General features: G+C 38.6%; 22 protein-coding genes. 14 read left to right on the top strand and 8 right to left on the bottom strand.

Annotated features, from left to right (window positions below):
• The first annotated feature begins 18 nt into the window (after positions 1 to 18).
• The 5 genes from FIT61_RS00495 to FIT61_RS00515 all read left to right on the top strand — a co-directional run bounded on the left by FIT61_RS00495 (position 19) and on the right by FIT61_RS00515 (position 3221).
• On the top strand, positions 19 to 699 hold the full coding sequence (locus FIT61_RS00495; RefSeq protein ID WP_139872882.1) for a TSCPD domain-containing protein: 681 nt from the start codon (positions 19 to 21) through the stop codon (positions 697 to 699).
• A gap of 74 nt (positions 700 to 773) precedes the next feature.
• The gene (locus FIT61_RS00500; RefSeq protein WP_187351804.1) at positions 774 to 1760 is read left to right on the top strand and encodes a trypsin-like peptidase domain-containing protein; all 987 of its coding nucleotides are present in this window, start codon (positions 774 to 776) and stop codon (positions 1758 to 1760) included.
• Positions 1761 to 1822: 62 nt separating this feature from the next.
• Complete coding sequence (locus FIT61_RS00505) at positions 1823 to 2128, top strand: hypothetical protein (RefSeq protein ID WP_139882533.1); 306 nt, start codon at positions 1823 to 1825, stop codon at positions 2126 to 2128.
• Positions 2129 to 2199: 71 nt separating this feature from the next.
• Complete coding sequence (locus FIT61_RS00510; protein WP_139882535.1) at positions 2200 to 2403, top strand: hypothetical protein; 204 nt, start codon at positions 2200 to 2202, stop codon at positions 2401 to 2403.
• A gap of 80 nt (positions 2404 to 2483) precedes the next feature.
• The gene (locus FIT61_RS00515; protein WP_139882537.1) at positions 2484 to 3221 is read left to right on the top strand and encodes a dienelactone hydrolase family protein; all 738 of its coding nucleotides are present in this window, start codon (positions 2484 to 2486) and stop codon (positions 3219 to 3221) included.
• On the opposite strand, the gene FIT61_RS06745 is transcribed toward FIT61_RS00515, so the two are convergent.
• Complete coding sequence (locus FIT61_RS06745) at positions 3218 to 3385, bottom strand: hypothetical protein (protein WP_187351805.1); 168 nt, start codon at positions 3383 to 3385, stop codon at positions 3218 to 3220. The two genes, FIT61_RS00515 and FIT61_RS06745, sit on opposite strands and share 4 nt — an antisense overlap.
• A 108-nt stretch (positions 3386 to 3493) precedes the next feature.
• Here FIT61_RS06745 and thiS point away from each other — a divergent pair, with 108 nt between their 5' ends.
• From thiS to mltA, 4 genes are read left to right on the top strand one after another with little or no spacing between them, the layout of a single operon-like run.
• The gene (gene thiS, locus FIT61_RS00520) at positions 3494 to 3697 is read left to right on the top strand and encodes a sulfur carrier protein ThiS (protein ID WP_139882539.1); all 204 of its coding nucleotides are present in this window, start codon (positions 3494 to 3496) and stop codon (positions 3695 to 3697) included.
• Entirely contained in the window at positions 3698 to 4489 is a 792-nt protein-coding gene (locus FIT61_RS00525) for a thiazole synthase (RefSeq protein WP_139882541.1), read from the top strand. It abuts the gene before it with no gap.
• 4 nt (positions 4490 to 4493) lie between these two features.
• Positions 4494 to 4877, top strand: coding sequence for a Co2+/Mg2+ efflux protein ApaG (apaG, locus tag FIT61_RS00530; RefSeq protein ID WP_139882543.1), 384 nt, complete (start codon positions 4494 to 4496; stop codon positions 4875 to 4877).
• Positions 4878 to 6131, top strand: a complete 1254-nt coding sequence (gene mltA / locus FIT61_RS00535; RefSeq protein WP_139882545.1) for a murein transglycosylase A — start codon at positions 4878 to 4880, stop codon at positions 6129 to 6131.
• A gap of 52 nt (positions 6132 to 6183) precedes the next feature.
• On the opposite strand, the gene pqqA is transcribed toward mltA, so the two are convergent.
• The 5 genes from pqqA to FIT61_RS00560 form a co-directional block, all read right to left on the bottom strand.
• Positions 6184 to 6255, bottom strand: coding sequence for a pyrroloquinoline quinone precursor peptide PqqA (gene pqqA / locus FIT61_RS06820; protein ID WP_012777389.1), 72 nt, complete (start codon positions 6253 to 6255; stop codon positions 6184 to 6186).
• 113 nt (positions 6256 to 6368) lie between these two features.
• Positions 6369 to 7568, bottom strand: coding sequence for a hypothetical protein (locus FIT61_RS00545; protein WP_139882547.1), 1200 nt, complete (start codon positions 7566 to 7568; stop codon positions 6369 to 6371).
• 92 nt (positions 7569 to 7660) lie between these two features.
• Positions 7661 to 9151, bottom strand: a complete 1491-nt coding sequence (locus FIT61_RS00550) for an ammonium transporter (RefSeq protein ID WP_139882549.1) — start codon at positions 9149 to 9151, stop codon at positions 7661 to 7663.
• A 15-nt stretch (positions 9152 to 9166) separates the two neighbouring features.
• Entirely contained in the window at positions 9167 to 9505 is a 339-nt protein-coding gene (locus FIT61_RS00555; protein WP_139872893.1) for a P-II family nitrogen regulator, read from the bottom strand.
• Between the two features lie 61 nt (positions 9506 to 9566).
• Complete coding sequence (locus FIT61_RS00560; RefSeq protein ID WP_139882551.1) at positions 9567 to 10541, bottom strand: TorF family putative porin; 975 nt, start codon at positions 10539 to 10541, stop codon at positions 9567 to 9569.
• Positions 10542 to 10754: 213 nt separating this feature from the next.
• Here FIT61_RS00560 and FIT61_RS00565 point away from each other — a divergent pair, with 213 nt between their 5' ends.
• The 5 genes from FIT61_RS00565 to FIT61_RS00585 all read left to right on the top strand — a co-directional run bounded on the left by FIT61_RS00565 (position 10755) and on the right by FIT61_RS00585 (position 17400).
• Entirely contained in the window at positions 10755 to 10991 is a 237-nt protein-coding gene (locus tag FIT61_RS00565; RefSeq protein WP_139882553.1) for an accessory factor UbiK family protein, read from the top strand.
• Positions 10992 to 11071: 80 nt separating this feature from the next.
• Complete coding sequence (gene metH, locus FIT61_RS00570) at positions 11072 to 14836, top strand: methionine synthase (protein WP_139882554.1); 3765 nt, start codon at positions 11072 to 11074, stop codon at positions 14834 to 14836.
• Positions 14837 to 14847: 11 nt separating this feature from the next.
• Positions 14848 to 16212 (top strand): UDP-N-acetylmuramate:L-alanyl-gamma-D-glutamyl-meso-diaminopimelate ligase, encoded by a 1365-nt coding sequence (gene mpl / locus FIT61_RS00575; protein ID WP_139882556.1) that lies wholly within the window; start codon positions 14848 to 14850, stop codon positions 16210 to 16212.
• A 3-nt stretch (positions 16213 to 16215) separates the two neighbouring features.
• Positions 16216 to 17091 (top strand): energy transducer TonB, encoded by an 876-nt coding sequence (locus FIT61_RS00580; RefSeq protein WP_139872898.1) that lies wholly within the window; start codon positions 16216 to 16218, stop codon positions 17089 to 17091.
• A complete protein-coding gene (locus tag FIT61_RS00585; RefSeq protein WP_139872899.1) occupies positions 17092 to 17400 on the top strand; it encodes a (2Fe-2S) ferredoxin domain-containing protein in 309 nt (102 codons plus the stop codon).
• Here the strand turns inward: FIT61_RS00585 and FIT61_RS00590 are convergent.
• Together FIT61_RS00590 and nadA are read right to left on the bottom strand one after the other, a co-directional pair.
• Positions 17392 to 17802, bottom strand: coding sequence for an HIT family protein (locus tag FIT61_RS00590; RefSeq protein ID WP_139882558.1), 411 nt, complete (start codon positions 17800 to 17802; stop codon positions 17392 to 17394). The genes FIT61_RS00585 and FIT61_RS00590 overlap by 9 nt on opposite strands.
• A 3-nt stretch (positions 17803 to 17805) precedes the next feature.
• The gene (gene nadA / locus FIT61_RS00595; protein ID WP_139882560.1) at positions 17806 to 18903 is read right to left on the bottom strand and encodes a quinolinate synthase NadA; all 1098 of its coding nucleotides are present in this window, start codon (positions 18901 to 18903) and stop codon (positions 17806 to 17808) included.
• Positions 18904 to 18907 lie beyond the last annotated feature (4 nt).

Here is an 18907-nt window from a genome sequence, read left to right on the forward strand (position 1 = left end):
AGACATTAAAGGAAAATAATGGCAATTAAAATTGAAAAAAAGATCGTAGGTTACAACGTTGTTTCTGAAGAAGATAAAGCGAATGCTTTAACTCAAAAAGAAAATCAAAACGTCGTGCAATTAGGTGAGCCTTTAGGCCGCCCTGAAAAAATTACAGGTTCTACTTATAAAGTAAAAACACCTGTAACTGAGCATGCACTTTATATCACGATCAATGACATCATCATGAATGAAGGTACGCCTCAAGAGCACCGTCGTCCGTTCGAAATTTTTATTAATTCAAAAAATATGGACCACTTCCAATGGATTGTAGGTTTGACGCGCGTTATGTCCGCAGTATTCAGAAAAGGTGGTGATGTGACATTCTTAGTGGAAGAGCTCCATAGTGTATTTGATCCTAATGGCGGCTACTTTAAAAAAGGTGGCAAGTATGTACCAAGTTTAGTGGCTGAAATCGGTGAAGTGGTTGAGCAACATTTAATCGATATCGGTATGCTTAAAAAAGCATTGCCTGACGAACATCAAAAAAAATTGATGGAAGAAAAACGTGCGGAATACATGGAAAAACATGCTGAAGAAATGGACAGCACAGGATATCCAAAAGGCTCACAACTTTGTAGCAAATGCCAAACCAAAGCAGTCATCATGATGGACGGATGTCTTACATGCTTAAGTTGTGGCGATAGTAAATGTGGCTAAAAATTTATCTTTAAGGAACTAAGCCCCTTAGTTCCTTATCTATGCATGACATTCATTTAAAGGCCCGGTCAGTCATGTGTAAATTACTAACTTTCCTTTTCATTTTATTTTCTCAGATTGTTTTTGCAACACCTACGGACGAGGCGACTTTTGCAGTTGCATCTTCTGTCGTGAAGGTTCATGTTATTGATTCAAAAGGTAATCATGGTGTGGGCTCCGGCATTGTCGTAGCTGATAATCAAGTTGCGACCAATTGTCATGTCGTGGCAAATGCACAGGGCGTTCAAATTGGTAAATTAGGGGAAGCCTTCTCACCGATCAGCATGAAAGCAGACTGGCGACATGACTTATGTATTCTTCAATTTAAATTCTTAGACTTGAAACCGATTACTTTAGGCGACACAAAAAAACTCAACTACGAACAATCAGTCTTTTCTAAAAGTTTTGGGGGTAATGCTGTTAAACCCATCATTTCCTTTGGGCAGATTAAAGCATTGTATGCATTGGATAATGAAAATATTATTCAGTCCTCTGCGGGATTTGCGATGGGGGCATCGGGTGGTGGACTGTTTGATGATGAGGGCCGCCTCATCGGACTCACTACTTTTAAAAGCCCTGGTCGTTATGCTTACTACTACAGTATTCCTGTCGAGTGGATCAAGCATTTATTGAGCCAAGGAAAAGAGATACAGTTGACCGCCCAAACTGAATTGCCATTTTGGGATGCGCCTTTTGAAAAACGACCTTATTTTATGCAAGCCTATGACGCGGTGCGTGAAGCTCAATGGGATCGTTTAAAAGAAATCTCAGCACTTTGGGTTAAGAATGAGCCGCAATCGAGTGAGGCACTTTTTTCCGGTGCGATTGCGCGTTTTGAATTAAAAGATTATGAGACAGCTCAAAAAGTTTTGAACGAGGTCGTTAAAAAAAATCCACGTCACGCACAAGCGCAGCTTTATTTGTTAAAGTTAGCAAAACTGAATCATGATGCAAATCAAGCTCAGGCCATTGAAACATTGTTAAGTCAATTAGATGAATCCTTATTGAAAGAAGCGCAATGAAGCAAAGTTTTAAACAATGGATACTGCTAAGTATGCTTTTTTTCATTTCGAGTTGTGGCAGCATGAAAATCCCTGAAGTGAGTATACCGATGTTGAATGGTGAGTTTCGTGAACAATCGCCTGCACCGAAAGATGCTTACTCATATCAATGTGAAAAAAATAAAAAGTTTTATGTGAAGTCGCTTGAAGGCGGTAAAGAGATGTGGCTTATTCTGCCAAATCGTGAATTTGGCTTAAAACAAGTAGAGACTTTAAAAAATACTTATAACAATGAGAGTACAACATTAGAAATCAATGACCCAGAAACTTATATTAAAGAAGGCGATGTTTTAACCTATCAAAAATGTCGTCTACAAAAATTAAAATAGAGTCTTGCGCTTCCATAAAACGAAGCGTACATTAAAGCTTCAACCCATTTGATTTTTTAAGGGAGAGTCTTATGGATAATAAGTATGGTTTAGGTAGTACTAAAGTATCTTCAGAAATTCATGATCGTCATCATAAAGACATGACTTGTTTTAAATGTCATGTAACTCATTTGCAATATTGTCCCACCATGGAAGATCATCAGTGTGTCGATTGTGGCGAATGGCAAAATGATGCCCCTTTAAATTACTCCACAGGCCGTAGTTCAGAATACTAAATTTCACTTTAAACTCGCTTCGAATCAAGTAAAATAAGGCTTTCCGTGTTTATATTAACCCCTTATTTATAGGATGAAGCATGTTAATTCAGTCAGAATTCGTTGATTTAAATACCCCTACAGGCATTATGCGCACCTATATGCATAAGCCTGTGACAGCTAAAAAAACACCTGCAATTCTTTTTTACTCAGAAATTTTTCAGCAAACAGGCCCCATTGAGCGTGCAGCTAAAATTATCGCTGGTCATGGATTCACTGTTTTGGTACCTGAAGTATTTCATGAGTTAAATCCAATCGGAACCGTGCTCGCTTATGACGATGCAGGGCGTGATAAAGGTAATGCAGATAAGTCAGCAAAAGATGTCGAAGGTTATGACACAGATAATCAAGCCATGATTGCATGGGTCAAAAATCAACCATGGTTTTCAGGTCATATGGGTGCAATGGGATTTTGTATTGGTGGACACTTAGCTTTTAGAGCGGCCCTCCAACCTGAAATTGAAGCAACTGCTTGTTTTTATGCGACAGATTTACATACTACTGTCATTCCAAATAAACCCAATCAACATTCGATGGAGCGCTTAAAAGAGATCAATGGTGAGCTTCTTATGATTTGGGGTAAGCAGGATAACCATATCCCAGATGCAGGTCGTAAAACTGTGTATGAGAAAATGCTTGATGCAAAACTCAAATTCACGTGGCACGAGTTTAATGGTCAGCATGCCTTTATGCGTGATGAGGGTGAGCGTTACGATCCCGAGTTGGCTTTTTTGGGTTACGAACTCGCGCTAAAACTGTTTCAACGTAAACTTACTTAAACGCAATCTGAGATTGATTCAAGCCAACGTCTGCGACGAATAGTTTCTTTTTCTAATTCGCTAAATTGAGCTGTAGTCTCTTGATATTCCGGAGGGAGAGCCTCAACTATCTCACCGTTGCCTTTTGGCAAAGCCTTCGTAGAATCTGTATTATAATTTTGCATATAAAGTTTCCTTTTGGGATTAAACAAACATTTTGTGAAATTGTGTTTCACGTATTTAAGACGTTTAATTTGAATAAAAATTCAATATTCATTAAAAAATTTACAACTATGCAACTTAGAATCAACGGTAATATAAAATCTTTTGATGACAGTACGATGACAGTCGAAGGTTTAGTTACAAAACTTAATCTCTTAGGTAAACGCATTGCCATAGAAAAAAACGGCATGATTATTGCAAAATCTGAATTTCAAAACATTACACTTCAAGATGGCGACCAATTAGAAATTGTGGGCGCTGTAGGTGGCGGTTAGATGACACAAAAAAAAGATCAACTTCTTATCGCAGGAAAACCTTACCAATCAAGACTGTTGGTAGGTACCGGTAAATATAAAGACTTTGAACAAACAAGACTCGCAATTGATGCGAGTGGCGCTGAAATTATTACGGTGGCGATTCGCCGCACTAACATTGGTCAAAACGAAGGTGAGCCATCACTACTTGATTTTGTGCCCCCTAATCGTTTTACTTATTTGCCTAATACAGCAGGATGTTATTCAGCCGATGATGCAGTGCGCACACTTCGTTTAGCGCGTGAATTATTAGATGGTCATAAGCTCGTGAAATTAGAAGTATTGGGCGATCCTAAAACGCTTTATCCTAATGTGATAGAAACTTTAAAGGCCGCAGAAGTCTTAATTAAAGAAGGATTTGATGTGATGGTTTACACATCGGATGATCCAATTGTCGCGAAAGAACTAGAAAATATTGGCTGCTGTGCCATTATGCCCTTAGCCTCTCTTATTGGTTCAGGTATGGGTATTTTAAATCCGTGGAATTTACAAATTATTATCGAGCATGCGAAAGTTCCTGTGCTAGTGGATGCAGGCGTAGGAACCGCATCCGATGCCGCGATCGCCATGGAATTAGGTTGCGAAGGTGTGCTTATGAATACAGCGATTGCAAGTGCTCAAGATCCGATCATGATGGCGAGCGCTATGAAAAAAGCCATAGAAGCAGGACGTGAAGCATTTTTAGCTGGACGTATGGCTAAAAAATTATATTCAGCATCACCGAGCTCTCCCACACAAGGTATGATTTCCTAACATTATGGGATCCACAAAATTACATGCGATTCGTATCAGTGTGGAAACTCAATTTATAGATGAAAAATCAAGTGTTGAACATAATCGTTATTTTTTTAGTTACACAGTGACGATCAGTAATGATGGCTTGATACCTGCACAGCTTGTGAGTCGTCATTGGATTATTACCGATGCGAATGAAGAATCTTTCGAAGTAAAGGGTTTAGGTGTAGTCGGTGAACAACCGCTTATTCAACCGCATGAATCTTATACATATACAAGTGGTACTGAAATCAATACCCCTGTAGGTTCGATGCATGGCACTTATCAGATGATCAATGAAGATGGGACATCATTCGATGCAGAAATTCCTATGTTTATTTTATCGATGCCAAGGACGCTTCACTAAATGAAACGTTTTATTCTATTCTTACTTATTTTATTTCTTGTCTCATGTGCAGAGGTGGCACAAAAGGGAGATAAAACATCAAATGCAAAATCAAATTGCGATTGTCCAAAAATTAAAACTGAAAAAGAAGATCTCGCAAAAATTCCGGATTATGGCCTTTTAAGAAAATCAGATTGGAGTGCGATTGAATCCTCATTTGAAAGTGACAATGTACTCCTTACTTGGACAGCATGGCTTAGAAGTTGCTCTGTTTTAAAACAAAAAGATACTTGGAAAAAAGTCTGCGATCTCGCAGATGATATTAAAGAGCCTAGTGATGAAAATATTAAAAATTATTTTAAAAAATATTTTAATCTCTATAGCGCTACTAATATGGATGGCTCAGATACTGGCACGATTACCGGATACTATCAACCCATCTTGAAGGGTAGCAAGGTTAAAACATCACATTACAAAGTCCCACTTTACACAACACCTAAAGATTTGATCACGGTCGATTTAAGTGATGTCTATCCAGAATTAAAATCAAAACGCTTACGCGGTAAATTAGCGGGAAATAAATTAATACCTTATTTATCAAGGGCTGAGATTGATGGACAAGGCTCACCTTTGGCGGGCAATGAAATTGTATGGGTCGAAGATCCAGTCGAAGCTTTCTTCTTAGAGATTCAAGGATCCGGCATTATTCAGTTTGATAATGGGGAGGCCATGCAAATTGGATATGCTGATCAAAATGGTTATCCGTTCAAAGCGATTGGTTCCACTTTGGTTCAAAAGAAAGAGATCACTATGGCTGAAGCCTCAATGGAAGGCATTAAAAACTGGGCTCGAAAAAATATTACTAAGTTACGAGAGTTTTTAAATATGAATGCGAGCTATGTCTTCTTTAGAAAACTGCCTAACGATTTACCAGGTCCGATTGGCGCCTTAGGTGTATCGATTGAAGCTGAGCGAAGTGTCGCGATTGATCCAAAATTTATTCCTTTAGGCGCCCCTGTTTTCTTATCGACGACACAACCTAATGCAAGTGAACCACTCGAACGACTGATGGTAGCTCAAGATACAGGAGGTGCTATTCGAGGTGGTGTGCGTGCTGACTTTTATTGGGGAAGTGGCGATGAGGCAGGACGTAAAGCAGGATCTATGAAGCAACAAGGTAAGATCTGGACTCTTTTGCCCAGGGATTATGAATTCCCAAAAGCCACCCAAGAATTTGTGATGAAACGAAATCGTATTGAGGAAGCTTCTAAATAAAAAAAGGAAGCTAAAAAGCTTCCTTTTTTAAGTAACTTTAAATAACAAACAATTACTTGTTCATTACGTACATAGTTACTTCAAAGCCAAAACGCATTTCTGTAGCTGCTGGAGTTGTCCACATAGTATTTCTCCTTAAAAGGGTTAATCAACTGCATTCAAAGATGCATTGAAAGCACTATATTACGCCCACACGCTTTACACACGGAACAAGTGATGAATTAGACCTCATGATTTTCATGATAGGGCTATGATATTAGTGGCATTAAAATCCAAGACTTTGGGCGTATCAATAAAGATAATGGGATCCATAGATCGCCACACAAGATAGATAGGGGTATCTGTAATTTTAAATTGCGTGAAATCGATTATATCTCCATGGCTGTCATAGATTTTAGCGGCATAGATATCCTCAATATGGTAAAAACTCTCTGGATTTAATGTTTTATCATCTCGTGCCCAAATGGCGTGCATTTGCTCTTTATCATTTTTAAAGTGATGGATTTCAAAGGGCATATCGTTAAATAAAGCGCCCATATAAGTCATGCCTTCCATACGATCAACCAGAAACAAAACGCCTTCAGCATTTCGATAAGGTAGATAAAGTTTAGTCAGGCGCCCACAAGCAATGAGCAAAGAAATTGCGCGAAGAGTATATGACGTAATCTCATGACGTTTTAACTCAATGGCAACATAAATAGTTTTGATGTTAAAGCTTTCAGCGATTCTTTGGATAAGTGCTAATTTTTTAATGAGATTGAATTTAAAAAATTTACCTAACATTGGAATTAAGAAATTCGAATAAATGAGTTCAGGCTCCTTATCCATTTCATTAGTTAAATTAATCGTATGAATGTCAGGGAGCTGATATTTGTCTTTTAAAAGCTTGAATACCATGTCGTTAAAGAAGGGGCTAAATGAGGGAATAGAAGGCCCTGCCACTTTAATTTTTTTAAGTCTTGCCATGTTAAAAGTCATAGCCCAGATGTTTAAAAATGCGTGAAGCGCTTCTTGACTAAAACTTATCATCTCAATTTCAATGGAGGCAATATGTTTTTGATAGCCTAGCAATGTGAGATCTAAAAGTTCTCGCCATTGAAGATAAATATCTTCTTGGTCGACGAGCACTAATTTCAGATTAAATTTAATATCGTGCCCCATTAAATCATCCATAAAGGTAGGACTAAATTCACCGATACGATTTGATGGAATAAGCAGCGTGACATCTTGAATTTTATGCTGGCGACACATCTCAACGACACCTATGGGATCCTCAATTAAATCTTCGATGGTCAGGCTTAATCCAAAAAAATGATTGGGAATTTTATGATTCTTCGGAGGAATGTGTCCGTCATTGAAAAAAAGCTTGTGGCTTAAGATGAGTGATAAAGCATTCTTAAGAAATGCGCGATTGAAAAAAGAAAATTTTTTAAACATGAGCCCTATTATAACTTTAAGCATATTTATTTTATGCATAAAAAAAGGGCGCTTAAAAAGCGCCCTTGAGAAGTCACTACTTTCAGGATATTTTATTTATGATATGCCTGTTCACCGTGTTCAGCGATATCTAAGCCTTCACGCTCAGCATCCGGTTTCACACGTAAACCAATTGTCATGTCGATCAGTTTTAAAGCAACATAAGATACAGTTGCTGATACAACAATCGCTGTACCTACTGCCCAGAGTTGAGACATGATTTGCGTATGCATATCAAACTCACCTACTTTATTTGCCACATAATCGTAAACACCTGTACCACCTAAAGCTGGGCTTACGAATATACCGGTCATAATTGCACCAAAGATACCACCTACACCGTGAACACCAAATACATCAAGTGTATCGTCATACCCAAAAGCTTTTTTAACTTTAGACACGAAGAATAAGCAGATAGGAGATACACCTGCACCAATCACAAGTGCACCTATTGGACCCACGAATCCACACGCTGGAGTAATCGCTACCAGTCCTGCGACCGCGCCTGAAGCTGCTCCTAACATAGATGGTTTTGATTTTAAGATCCATTCAAATGCGATCCAAGAAAGCGTTGCAGCTGCCGTAGCAAGCATTGTGTTAACAAACGCTAATGCTGCTAAGCCTGTAGCTTCAAGATTTGAACCTGCATTAAAACCAAACCAGCCCACCCATAGTAATGAAGCGCCTACCATGGTTAATGTAAGGCTGTGAGGAGGCATCGCTTCCTTGCCATAGCCAATTCTTTTGCCCACCATAATGGCTGCAACAAGGGCTGCGATACCAGCATTAATATGAACCACTGTGCCCCCTGCAAAATCGAGTGCACCTTTTGCCCATAACCAGCCCGCATTACCAATAACTGTTTCTAATGACTTAGCATCAGTGATTGCATCTGGACCGTCCCAATACCACACCATATGTGCCATAGGTAAGTATGCAAATGTAAACCAGATGATTAAGAATAAAAGTACTGCTGAAAATTTCATACGTTCAGCAAATGCACCAATAATCAAAGCAGGTGTAATCGCTGCGAAAGTTAATTGGAAAGCTACAAAGATGAATTCAGGAATCACAACACCTTTGCTAAAAGTAGCACCTACAGAGTCTGGTGTAATGCCACTTAAAAATAATTTACTGAAGCCACCATAAAATGGAGTGCCGCCCGTAAATGCAACGCTATATCCGTAGATTGCCCATAAAACACCCATGAGTGAGAATATAACGAAGGTTTGCATGAGGACAGACAACATATTTTTGGATCTGACCAATCCGCCATAGAAGAGGGCTAAGCCTGGAATCACCATTAAGGTCACCAGAATCGTAGCGACGATCATCCATGCAGTGTCACCTTTATTTGGCGTTGGTGCAGGAGGTTCATCTTTTGCTTCAGCAGGCTTTTCAGCGGGTGTGGCATCTGCAACTAAAGTTACAGCATCACTCGCTTTTACTGAGGTTGCTTCATCAGCAAAACTTACACTTGTCATACCTAAAAAGTTTAGACATAAGAAGCTAATTAATGCGAAAGTTGATAATAATTTTTTCATAATTTGATCCTCTGATTAAAGAGCGTCCTCCCCAGTTTCACCAGTTCTTATACGATAAACTTCCTCGAGTTCCATCACAAAAATTTTGCCATCACCGATTTTGCCAGTGAGCGCTGATTTTTGAATAGCCTCCACTGCACGTTTGAGTAATTTATTTGGAATGGCTGCCTCGATTTTGACCTTAGGTAAAAAATCAATGACATATTCAGCACCTCGGTAAAGTTCCGTATGACCTTTTTGACGACCGAAACCTTTGACCTCCGTCACCGTAATGCCCTGAACGCCAATACCGGATAGCGCTTCACGAACTTCATCGAGCTTAAACGGCTTGATGATTGCTGTTATAAACTTCATGTATACCTCCTAGATAGACATCAACGAAGGCGGGTTTTCACCCGCCATGATTTTTAATGAATTAGAATGTACGGCCCAATGTAAACACCGCAGCATCTTTATTAAGATTTTTAGCTTCTATGCTACCGTTAAAACTGGCGCCACCATACCCGCGGCTACCCCAGTAGTTATCGTTATTGTGACCGATGTAGTATAAACCAGCGTTCCAACCGTCCGCATTAAGCACTTTGAAGGCGTAGCTCAAACCCACTTTGTAATCAGTGTAGTCTGGATTAAGAGCGCCTGAAGTAGAAGCGTTTGGACCGCTTGGAAGATTGTTGCCAATTAAAGTACCGGGAATAGCCTCATCAATATAACGTGCATCCAATTGTCCGTTCACATTTAACCGACCGACGTGGCCAATCAAAGTTAAGCCATTTAATGGGGTTGGGATGGCCGCATTTAATTCTAAGTAGGTTGTACCCCGAGTGCTTTTAGTCCAACCTGTACTTTGTTCAGCGCCGTACCAATCGCCTAAAGTCACTGAGCCTTTAGCACTTAACCATTTATAAGAAATACCGGCATTAGCTTCGTAAGTATCCCAACGACCGCCATTTGGTGTCTGCTGAACTTCCACGCCACCAGCTGCTACATTATCAAGTACACCGTTATATTTCTTCCAGCTACCATTAGGGTAGAAGTAGCCAATAACACCTGCCGTATAGCCCAAACCTTCGACAGCCGCTACCGTACCGTTATAACCGGCATAGAGATCCAATTCCACGTTAGCCTTAGGGTAAGTATTAGGTGACACGTTAGAACCAAAGGCACCTAAATAAAAGCCACTACTATGGGTGAGGTCTATGCCAGCTTGAATGGCTTCTTTGCGCCATGTTTGAGACACACCGCGAGCGCGATAATCTGATACAAAACCCATATTGGTCGTCATTGACCAGCTGGATTCCTCTTTTGTCTCAGTCTTGGTGGTCTCTGCAGCGTAAACTACTGGAGTAACCAGTGTTCCCAATACTGCCAGGGAAATGAGTGATTTAACCATGTTTAATTCTCCTTTTAAGGTAAAACTTCCTGAAAATAATGTGACTCTGTATTAATGAATGTTCACATATTACTTAAAGCAATTAGTGTGCCAACCTATTAATTCATTTAAAATCAATGAGTTAAAAATAGGTATACAAACGTTCAGCGTTTCAAATGGACTTAAGATGTGCGTTTAAATCTGATAAACTCTTGACTTATAGGGGAAATGATCATGTTAAATAATGAAAAATTAAAAGAAATATCTAATAAAATCAGAGAGATAGTGAAAGATTCCCCGCTCCCTGATATTGAAAAGAATATCGATGCACTTTTAAAAGGCATGTTCACTAAAATGGAGCTTGTCACCCGCGAAGAATTTGATGTTCAAACAGAAGTGTTAAAACGCACACGTCAAAAATTAGAAGAACTAGAAAAGAAACTATCCGAGATTGAAGCGCGTAAAAAATAATAACTTGTTAGTTTTTTATTGCACTTTAGACTAAAAAAATTGCCCAATGCATGTTTAAAAACTGAATGCCATAGGATTTCATGACTGCTCAAGAAAAAATATTAAGAAAGCTTTTGGCTGAACGTATTTTGTTGTTGGATGGTGCGATGGGCACGATGATTCAACAACATAAACTCACGGAAGAAGATTATCGCGGAGGCAGCGATGGCCGCTTTGCGAAATTTTCTGGGCCAGAAGGTAAGCGTGAACTTTTTCTCAAAGGCAATAACGAGCTATTAAGCCTCACCCAACCCCACATTATTCAAAGTATTCATGAAGCATATTTAGAAGCAGGTTCTGACATTATTGAAACCAATACTTTTGGTGCGACCGAAATTGCACAAGAAGATTATGCGATGTCAGATTTGGCTTATGAAATGAACGTGGCATCTGCTAAATTAGCGCGCCAAGCGGTAGACAAATTTTCAACGAAAGACAAACCTAGATTTGTAGCAGGCGCTATTGGACCTACACCTAAAACTGCTTCGATATCGCCAGACGTAAATGATCCTGCGGCACGGAATATTACATTTGAAGCATTAAAAAATAGCTATTTCAATCAAGTGAAAGCATTGGTTGAAGGTGGTGTTGATATTCTTCTCGTTGAAACAATTTTTGATACCTTAAATTGTAAGGCAGCTCTTTTTGCGATCGAAACCTACTTCGAAGAAAATAAAATCAGTCTTCCAATTATGTTGTCAGGTACCGTCACTGATGCATCGGGTCGTATTTTATCTGGTCAAACAGTCGCTGCGTTTTGGAATTCAGTGCGCCATGCAAAACCGATGACCATTGGCCTTAATTGCGCATTAGGTGCAGCATTGATGAGGCCTTATGCAGAAGAATTATCCAATATTGCAGATACCTATGTTTGTATTTATCCCAATGCCGGTCTACCGAATCCAATGTCAGATACCGGCTTTGATGAGAAGCCGAAAGATACTTCATCGTTAATTAAAGAATTCGCAACAAGTGGTTTTGTGAATATTGCAGGTGGCTGTTGTGGCACCACGCCTGACCATATAAAAGCGATTGCAAATGAAATAAAAAATATCAAACCTCGAGATATTCCAACCGTTGAGACAATGACAAGACTCTCAGGCCTCGAATCTTTTCTAATTAAAGATGATTCATTGTTTGTGAATGTCGGTGAGAGAACTAATGTCACGGGCTCAAAAGTATTTGCGAATCTAATCATTAACGAAAAATATGATGAAGCTTTATCAGTCGCGCGTCAGCAAGTAGAGAATGGTGCGCAAATTATTGATATCAATATGGATGAAGGTATGCTGGATGCGCAAAAAGCGATGAAGCATTTCCTAAATCTAGTAGCATCAGAACCAGATATTGCTCGTATTCCTATCATGATTGATTCATCGAAATGGGATGTGATTGAAGCAGGTCTTCAATGTGTTCAAGGAAAAGCGATTGTAAATTCTATTTCATTGAAAGAAGGTGAGGCTGAATTTATTCGTCAAGCTAAATTATGTCGACGATATGGTGCGGCTGTGATCGTGATGGCTTTTGATGAAAAAGGACAAGCAGATACTTTTCAAAGAAAAACAGAAATTTGTAAGCGCGCTTACGATTTATTAATTTCAAAAATTAATTTTCCACCTGAAGATATTATTTTTGACCCAAATATTTTTGCGATTGCAACAGGTATTGAAGAACACAATAATTACGCAGTAGATTTTATTAATGCTACAAGATGGATTAAAGAGAATTTACCGCATGCAAAAATTTCAGGTGGCGTATCTAATGTGAGTTTTAGTTTTAGAGGCAATGATGCAGCACGCGAAGCAATTCATACGGTCTTTTTATATCATGCGATCAAAGCTGGATTGTCGATGGGGATTGTCAACGCAGGCATGATGGGTGTTTACGATGATCTTGATCCAGAACTTAAAGAGCGCGTTGAAGATGTTGTGCTTAATCGAAGACCTGATGCTACAGAAAGAATGATTGAAATTGCCGGAACACTAAAAGGAAGTAAAAAAGAAGTTCAAACATTAAATTGGCGAGGCACAGATGCCGAACCAGTGCGAGTGAATAAAAGACTTGAATATGCATTAGTTCATGGCATCACAGATTTTATTGTAGAAGATACTGAAGAAGCCCGATTAGAAGCGATGCAAAAAAATGGACGACCGATTCATGTGATTGAAGGCCCTTTGATGGATGGCATGAATGTAGTTGGCGATTTATTTGCGCAAGGCAAAATGTTTTTACCGCAAGTCGTAAAATCAGCGCGTGTCATGAAGCAAGCTGTTGCGCACTTAGTCCCTTTCATTGAAGAAGAAAAAAAATTAGAAGAAAAAAGAACGGGCATCGTTTCAAAACCTAAAGGCAAAATGCTCATCGCCACCGTCAAAGGGGATGTGCATGATATTGGTAAAAATATTGTGTCAGTTGTCTTGCAATGTAATAACTTTGAAGTCATTAATATGGGTGTCATGGTGCCGTGCTCAGAAATTTTAGAGATGGCTAAAAAAGAAAATGTCGACATTATTGGCTTGTCTGGTCTCATAACACCGTCATTAGAAGAAATGACGCATGTCGCAAAAGAGATGCAGCGTGATCCCCACTTCAGAGGGTTAAAAACACCGCTCCTCATTGGCGGCGCAACAACCTCACGTGCCCATACAGCTGTTAAAATTGCACCGCATTATGATGGCCCAGTGATTTATGTTCCTGATGCATCGAGATCGGTAGCTGTCATGCAATCTCTTTTAACCCCTGAACAAAAAGATCAGTACATCAGTGATATTGAAAAAGATTATGCTCGGGCACGTGATCAACATGCCAATAAAAAAGGTATTAAATTATTAACACTTGAAGAAGCAAGACTGAATAAATTAAAACTTCAATTTGATAAAGCATATACACCGAAACCCCCAAAATTTATTGGTAAACGCGTATTTAAAAATATCGATTTAAATTTAATTGCACCCTATATTGATTGGAGCCCATTCTTCCAAACATGGGATTTGGTAGGGTTTTATCCGGCTATACTGAATGATCCTATTGTGGGCCAGAGCGCCTCACAAGTTTTTAATGAAGCGCAAACTATGCTTACAAAACTCATCAATAACCGAGCGCTTGTGGCTAACGGCGTCGTCGCATTTTATCCAGCGAATAGCGTAGGGGATGATATTGAAATTTATGAAGACGAATCACGTGAAAAAACTTTATTTACATACTATGGCTTAAGACAGCAATCTGAAAAACCTAAAGTTGATAATGTGCAAAAACCTAATCAGTGTTTATCTGATTTTATTGCGCCTAAATCATCAAATATTAAAGATTATATTGGTATGTTTGCCGTGACGAGTGGATTAGGCATGGAAAAATATGAAGAAGCATTTAAAAATAAAAATGATGACTACAGTAGCATCATGTTTAAAGCTTTAGCTGATCGTTTAGCTGAAGCATTTGCTGAATATATGCATGAGCGCGTCAGAAAAGATTTATGGGGTTATGTAGCAAATGAAAATCTAAATAAAGAGTCACTTATTAAAGAAGATTATCAAGGCATTCGACCGGCACCGGGATACCCTGCATGCCCTGATCATACCGTTAAAAAAGATATTTTTACTTTATTAAAGCTAGATGAAATCGATATGCATCTTACCGATTCATTCGCGATGACCCCCGCTGCCTCAGTATCCGGTTTTTATTTTGCACACCCAGAAGCAGATTATTTCAGTGTTGATAAAATTGGAGATGATCAATTAAAAGATATGGCTAAGCGTCGAGATGTCTCAATCGAATTTTTAAAAAAATGGTTAGCACCTAATTTATAAAATTTATAAACATGCATATTCATATCCTAGGCATTTGCGGAACATTTATGGGAGGTTTGGCTTCCCTTGCCAAGGCATCCGGTTATAAAGTCACCGGTTGTGATACTAACGTCTATCCGCCAATGAGTGCTCAGCTAGAAAGCATTGGTATTGAACTCATCGAAGGATTTGATAAAAAACAAACTGAATTAAAGCCTGACCTTTATGTGATTGGTAATGTAGTATCTCGCGGCAATCCTTTGATGGAAGAGATTATGAATCAAGGGCTGCCCTATATTTCAGGACCCCAATGGCTTTATGAAGCAATTTTAAAAGATAAATGGGTACTCGCGGTTGCTGGTACGCATGGCAAAACAACTACAACATCGATGCTTGCTTGGATTTTAGAATTTACTGGCTACGCGCCTGGTTTTCTGATTGGTGGCGTACCACTTAATTTTAATGCCTCAGCGCGTCTGCCACAAAAAAATAAATCGAATGAAGCTTCACCTTTTTTTGTGATCGAAGCAGATGAATATGACACAGCTTTTTTTGATAAGCGATCTAAGTTTGTTCATTACCACCCCAAGACGGCTATATTAAATAATCTTGAATATGATCATGCAGACATATTCCCAGACCTTCATGCGATTGAAACTCAATTTCATCATATGGTTCGCATGATACCTGGCATTGGACGTATCATTATTAACGATGAAGAGGAAAGCTTGAAAAGAGTAATTGAAAGAGGCTGCTGGTCGGAAAAATTTTATATTGGGAGTCAGCAAGGTTTGTCGATTGGTAAAGTGAATCAAGACCAATCATTTGAAGTTTTAAATCAGAATAAATTGGTGGGTACTTTATCTTGGGATCTCCTAGGTCATCATAACCGTATGAATGCATTGGCTGCGATTGCAGCATCTCATCACGTAGGCGTGACGCTAGAAAATGCATTAGAAGCGTTACAAACATTCAAAAATGTAAAACGTAGAATGGAATGTATTGGCGAAAAAAACGGCATCACGATTTATGATGATTTCGCGCATCATCCAGCAGCCATATCCACAACCCTTGGAGGCCTGCGAGCAAAAGTTGGCAAAGCAAGAATCATTGCAGTTTTAGAGCCAAGATCTAATACGATGAAATTAGGTACCATGAAGAGTGCGCTTCCCGAGAGCCTAAAAGATGCAGATCAAGTATTTTGCTATGGTGAAAAATTAACATGGAATGCCGAGGAAGCATTAGCACCAATCAAAAACAAATCATTTATAGGCCTCGATATGAAAAATTTTGTTGAAGCTATTTTAAAAGAGGCAAAATCAGGCGATCATATTCTTGTGATGAGTAATGGAAGCTTTAATGGTATTCATCAAACTCTACTTAATGGAATAGTTTAGGTCATGCCGAGAGATGAGATTTTATACAAGAATAATATTCTTAAGCTTTCTATTCTTCTATCTTTTGCTCTACATTTTTTGGCTATACAGCTCATACACTTTAAGCCCTTAAAACCTTTTCAAAATAAGTTTTCAGCGATTGAAGTGGTTTTAACAAACTCTAAAGACAATAAGCAAGAGGATGCAGAAGTTTTAGCACAAAGTAACTCTAATAAAGGGGGCAATATAGAAAAAGATGTCCATAAAAAGTCACCGCTACCTATCATCACTGAAAATAAGAATACATTTCAACTGAACAATCGTAATGATCAGAATGTAGCTGGAAAAGCCTCAAGTTCTTCACAAGAAAAAACTGTAAAAAAAGAAGCGCCAATTTTAAATGAGCCAAAAGCAGTTCAACAACCAAAAGAATCAAGCGTCATTAATAAATCGATTAGCAAAGAAGATATTTTAGCGAGTGCTAGTGAAATAAGTGCATCAGATGCTGCCTTATCTAATCAACCTTCTAATTTTGAAAAACAGCCTAGACGAAAATATATTGGTGCACGCACCAAAGAATATAAATATGCGCTTTATGCAGAAGCATGGAGACAAAAAGTGGAAACTTTAGGTAATATGAATTACCCTGAGGAAGCGCGTGAAAAGAAATTTTCAGGTCAATTGAGAATGACCGTATCACTTAAGCCTGATGGACGAATCGATAATATTGAAATTAATCAGAGCTCAGGATTTAAAATACTAGATGAAGCTGCTAAAAAAATTGTGGAATTAGGTGCACCTTACGCACCCTTCCCTGAAGACATTAGAAAAGAAGTAGATATACTAAGTATTACAAGAACCTGGACTTTTACTAAAGACGAGCATTTGTCATCCCAATAAATGAATTATTACAAACATCATATTTTCTTTTGTTTAAATCAGCGCGATGATGGCGAGGCGTGCTGCACGGATAAAGGAAGCGAAGCGATGTTTATGTATATGAAATCAAAAATTAAATCACTTAATTTGAATGGTGAATCTAAAGCAAGAATCAATCGCGCTGGGTGCTTTGATCGTTGCGGTGAAGGGCCCTTGTTAGTCATTTATCCGGAAGCCACTTGGTATAACTTTATAGATGAACAAGATATCGATGAAATTATCGAAAGCCACATTCAACGTGGAAAAATTGTTACGCGTTTATTAGCTTAAAGATTGATTAAGCAGCGTAATCAGCTCTTTTTTTTCTTGTGCTGATAGAGTCTGACGTAAACCTTGCCTTACTTTTTCTCCCCAATGTGAGTTTGGAAAATGTGCATCTTCCTTAAAGCGAGGAATGATATGCCAGTGAATATGTGGTGTTTTATTGCCCAAGCTTGCCAAGTTAATTTTATCAGGGTTAAAAATTCTTCTTAAAATCGCTTCAACTTTAAATACACAACGCATAACATTAAATTGAAGTGCTTCATCTAAGTCAGTCATTTCTTTTTGATGACTAATCAATTCAACACGACAATAACCTTTGTAATCTAAATGATCTAAAAGAACTACGCGAAGTGTGTTATCACTCCAGATAATTTCTCCTTCGCAACTATCACAAATCGCACATGACATAATCTATGACACCATTAACATACGATCAAGAGTGAGTTTAGCTAATTTTGCTTCATCATCAGGCACTCTAATAATATTGACTGGTTTTTCATTGATAATATTTTCTAGACACCATGCAAGATGTTGAGGGTCGATACGAGCCATCGTTGAGCATTCACAAATCACATGCGACATAAATTGTACAAGCTTACCTTCTGACTTCATTTGATTGGCAAGACGATTCACTAAATTAAGCTCAGTACCTACAAGCCATTTAGTCCCTTGAGGGGCATCGGTAATTGTTTTTAAAATATATTCAGTGGAGCCTACATAATCTGAATGAGAGCAAACTTCAAAAGGGCATTCGGGATGAGAAATCACTTTACCATCGGGATGTTCTTCTCTAAAACGTTCAATATTTTGAAGACGAAACATTTGATGTACAGCGCAATGACCTTTCCACAAAAAGATCTTAGCTTTTTTAATTTGTGTTTCAGTGAGGCCTCCAAGCGGAAGATCAGGGTCCCATACAGGCATTTCATCTAAAGAAATACCCATTTTATGACCACTCCAACGACCTAGATTTTGGTCGGGGAAAAATAAGACTTTTTCACGCTGCTTAAATGACCATTCAATAATTTTTGTTGCATTCGTTGAAGTACAGACTATGCCGCCATGCTCACCACAAAAAGCTTTAAGGTCAGCGGCAGAATTAATATAAGTGACGGGAGTGACGACTTCATCAAATGAAAGTATTTTTGAAAGTTCTTTATAACTTCTTTCTACCTTGCTTAAATTAGCCATATCAGCCATTGAGCATCCTGCGGCTAGATCTGGAAGAACTGTAATTTGATCAGGTCTTGATAGAATATTTGCGACTTCAGCCATAAAGTGCACACCTAAAAATACAATATATTTAGCATCAAGAGACTCTACTATTCTTGAAAGCTTAAGAGAGTCACCTGTGTAATCTGCGTGTCGATAAACAGATTCATGTTGATAATGATGACCTAAGATAACTAAATTTTTACCAAGCTTATTTTTGGCCGCAATAATTCTTTGTTGGCAATCTTCATCGCTGATAGATTCAAACGCATTAAATTTGATTTGAGCAACTTGCATAGAA

The sequence above is a fragment of the Candidatus Methylopumilus rimovensis genome, assembly GCF_006364615.1.
GTDB lineage: Bacteria > Pseudomonadota > Gammaproteobacteria > Burkholderiales > Methylophilaceae > Methylopumilus > Methylopumilus rimovensis.